Source organism: Agrobacterium sp. MCAB5 (assembly GCF_052114365.1).
Taxonomy (GTDB): Bacteria; Pseudomonadota; Alphaproteobacteria; order Rhizobiales; family Rhizobiaceae; genus Agrobacterium; species Agrobacterium tumefaciens.
Map to the genome: position 1 here is coordinate 1 of NZ_JBFREP010000027.1, position 3,036 is coordinate 3,036.

Annotated in this window: 3 protein-coding genes; 1 reads left to right on the top strand and 2 read right to left on the bottom strand. The window is 55.7% G+C overall.

Annotated features, from left to right (window positions below; translation table 11 throughout):
* On the bottom strand, positions 1–302 hold a 302-nt coding region (locus AB4Z23_RS26975), incomplete at its 3' end, for a mobilization protein (RefSeq protein ID WP_441361119.1).
* 185 nt (positions 303–487) lie between these two features.
* Positions 488–1,414, bottom strand: a complete 927-nt coding sequence (locus AB4Z23_RS26980) for a nucleotidyltransferase and HEPN domain-containing protein (protein WP_441361120.1) — start codon at positions 1,412–1,414, stop codon at positions 488–490.
* Between the two features lie 428 nt (positions 1,415–1,842).
* On the opposite strand from AB4Z23_RS26980, the gene mobQ reads away from it, so the two are divergent.
* On the top strand, positions 1,843–3,036 hold a 1,194-nt coding region (gene mobQ, locus AB4Z23_RS26985; protein ID WP_441361121.1), incomplete at its 3' end, for a MobQ family relaxase.

The following is a 3,036-nucleotide window of genomic DNA, read 5'->3' on the forward strand; positions in this document are numbered from 1 at the left end:
GCGCCCTGCCCGCTGTCGCCATTCTCTGCTGTGCCCGTCAGTCCTTGTCCGATCAGATCGGCAAACAGCGCCTTGTCATTGTCACGCTTCAGAAAGCCCGGCAGTTCGCGGCGCAGCCAGTCATCGAGCTGTTGCTTAAACTCCTGATCATTCGCGGTCTCCAGGTGATGCAGAACGAGCGAGCCGATCAGGACCTTGCGGCGCATATCGTTGTTGCGCTCGGTTTTCGAGAGACGGGCCTTGAGGGCGGAACGTTGCGCATCCAGTTCAGCCAGGCGCTGTTCGATTGTTTTCCTTGCCACGATTGTTCCTTTCGATTGCGGTCGCACCGGAACTGCCGCTGTTGACCGCGGCTTTGCTCCTGGAAGACAGACCAGTTTCTATGAGGAGRTCGACATAGCGATTGTGAGAGYAGGTTTGACCATAGGGTTCATGACGCTGCGGTGGCTGYTMCCTGAGCTCAGGATTCTTAKRCCACCGGTGACGCTCAGTCGCTGGAATTTGCGGCTTRTCCCGCGGCCTGTTCGAGCTTTTYGATGTGCTCGCGGCAAAGCGTCTCAACCAGCTTRTGAAGTTCCGCGGTSCGCTCCTGAAGCCAGGTGAGCGCCTCTTCGGAAACCTCGAAACGCTTCGAATAGCGTGCCTTGACGTAGGCCTCATTCAGGATGTTGTACCATGTGGTAAATCGCTGACGATCGCGCGGCCAGATGTCGATCAGACGGCGATCCCTATCCTCTGAAAGTCCACGCAGGAATTTGAGGTTATGTGAGGCCGGCGTGTAATTTGTGTGCGTCAGCAGATAGCAGGAGTAGGCTGTTTCAACTGATTGGTGGAGATTGAATGTTGCGAGGTTGACGTTTTCTTCCTGCACAAAGAATTTCGAACCTTTCAGAAAATCGACTGCGTTCCTAAACTGCTTTTTAAAATGCTCCTCGGCCACCCTGATTGCATCGGCTGGGCTGAGCTGTTTCGCCTCGGCGAGCGGCCTGTCGTCGAGTTCGTAAAGAACAACACCTTCGCGGGCGAGGTCGACGAAGAAGTACTGGCCATCATGCAAAAAATTGCTGATCTCGCGAGCGCCATGCACGATAAGCCCCACGGGTGTCTCGATCTCCTTGTCCCACATCAGCCGGTCTGTTGTCTTGTCCCAATATTTGGGATCGGCAAGTTCCTTGTTGCTGACGATGACGAGGATATCGAAATCCGAGCGATAGCCTTTCGACGTATGCGGTTCATCCACCCAGGTGCCACGCGCGTAAGAACCGAACAGAATGATTTTGAAAATCCGTCCATCCTTCTTGGCGTCAGACTTCGAGCGTTCCACCAGATCAGCAAACTCTTCCTGGATAATTCCGACGACGCGCGCAAGCTCGCGTTGCTTTCGTTCCGGCAAATGTTCAAGGCTGGTCTTCATGTCTGCTCCGTTTCTGGACGGTATCCTGTATGGTCCATTGTAAACTTCTTTGAAACTCAGATTTTTGGCAGCCGCCAATCAAATGCCTGTCTCCTGCACGCAAATTCTTCCGGTGGGTTGCCTGCGCGCGCTCCTCTATGTCGAGCCGCGCCTGCGATGTCTTCCTCCAATCTTCCAGCTCGCTTATCCCTTGTCCTCTGTCCCTGATCCGTCGTGCGATCGACCTGCGCCTATCGCCCTCCCCTGATTGACGCGATTGTGTCCCTATTCAAACACGAGCAATTGCCACTTGGCGACTACTACTTTTAGTAGTCGAAATCACTCTTCGATGTTGCTAGCGTCGCCACCGGTAAACAGACAAGGGCGCACTTACGACTTGCGGCGCGTTTTAGCGTTTGGTCTCCCCGTTTGCGTATCGGAGATTTCGTTTGGCGATTTATCATCTCAGCACGAAACCTGTCTCGCGGTCATCCGGTCGCAGCGCTGTCGCATCCGCCGCCTACCGTTGCGCGGTTCTTCTCGTCAATCAACGCGATGGCCTTGTGCATGACTTCACCCGCAAAGAGGGTGTCGAGCATAGTGAGATCGTGCTGCCGCAAGGCGTGCCTGCCGACTGGGCTTTGGATCGCTCGACGTTGTGGAACGCTGCCGAGTTTGCAGAAAAGCGCAAGGATGCCCGTGTCGCGCGCGAATTCGAAATCGCGCTTCCGCATGAGCTTTCGCCAGAAGGGCGACTGAAGGCTGCACGCGCCTTTGCTCAGGATCTGGCAAACCGCTATGGCGCGGCCGTGGATTTTGCAATCCATTCGCCRAGTGAGCATGGAGATATCAGGAACYACCATGCGCATGTGCTGATGACGACGCGACAGGTTGGCAAAGCCGGCCTTGGCGATAAAACTGTTCTTGAGCACAAGAACGCACGGCTGCTGGCAAATGGCATGGCGACAACCGACATGCAGCTTCGCGATATCCGGCAATCATGGGAAGGCATCGCCAACCGTCAGCTTCAACGCGAAGGTCTGGATGTTCGCATCGATCATCGCTCGCATATTGAGCGCGGTCTTGAGTTATCGCCGACCGAGCATATGGGCGTGCATGCGTCGCAGATGCAGCAACAAGGAATGACCGTCGAGCGCGGGCGACTGGATGACGAGGCAGCACGGCAAAATGCCGAACTGATCCGCCAAAAACCCGAACAGGTTCTGACACTGATCAGCCATGAGAAGAGCGTGTTCGATCGCCACGATATCGCCAAAACCTTGCATCGCTACATCAACGATGACGCACAGACATTCCAGAACGCCTTTGCGGCTGTCATGGCATCACCAGCGCTCGTGGAACTTCAGGCTGAGCGCATCGATGCCGAGACAGGCGAAGTGTCCAAAGCGCGCTATTCGACACGAGACATGATCGATCTGGAACTTGGCATGGCGCGATCGGCGGAACGGCTGCATCAGGCGCAGTCCCATGGCGTTGATCCTCGCCATGTCGAGCGTGCAATGGAGAAGCAGGATAACGCTATTCGGAGAAGCTCCGGCAGAACGTCGGCTGCGAGCGATCCGTCAGCGGGATTGTCGGACGAACAGCGTCATGCGATCGAGCATATTACAGGGCCAGAACGC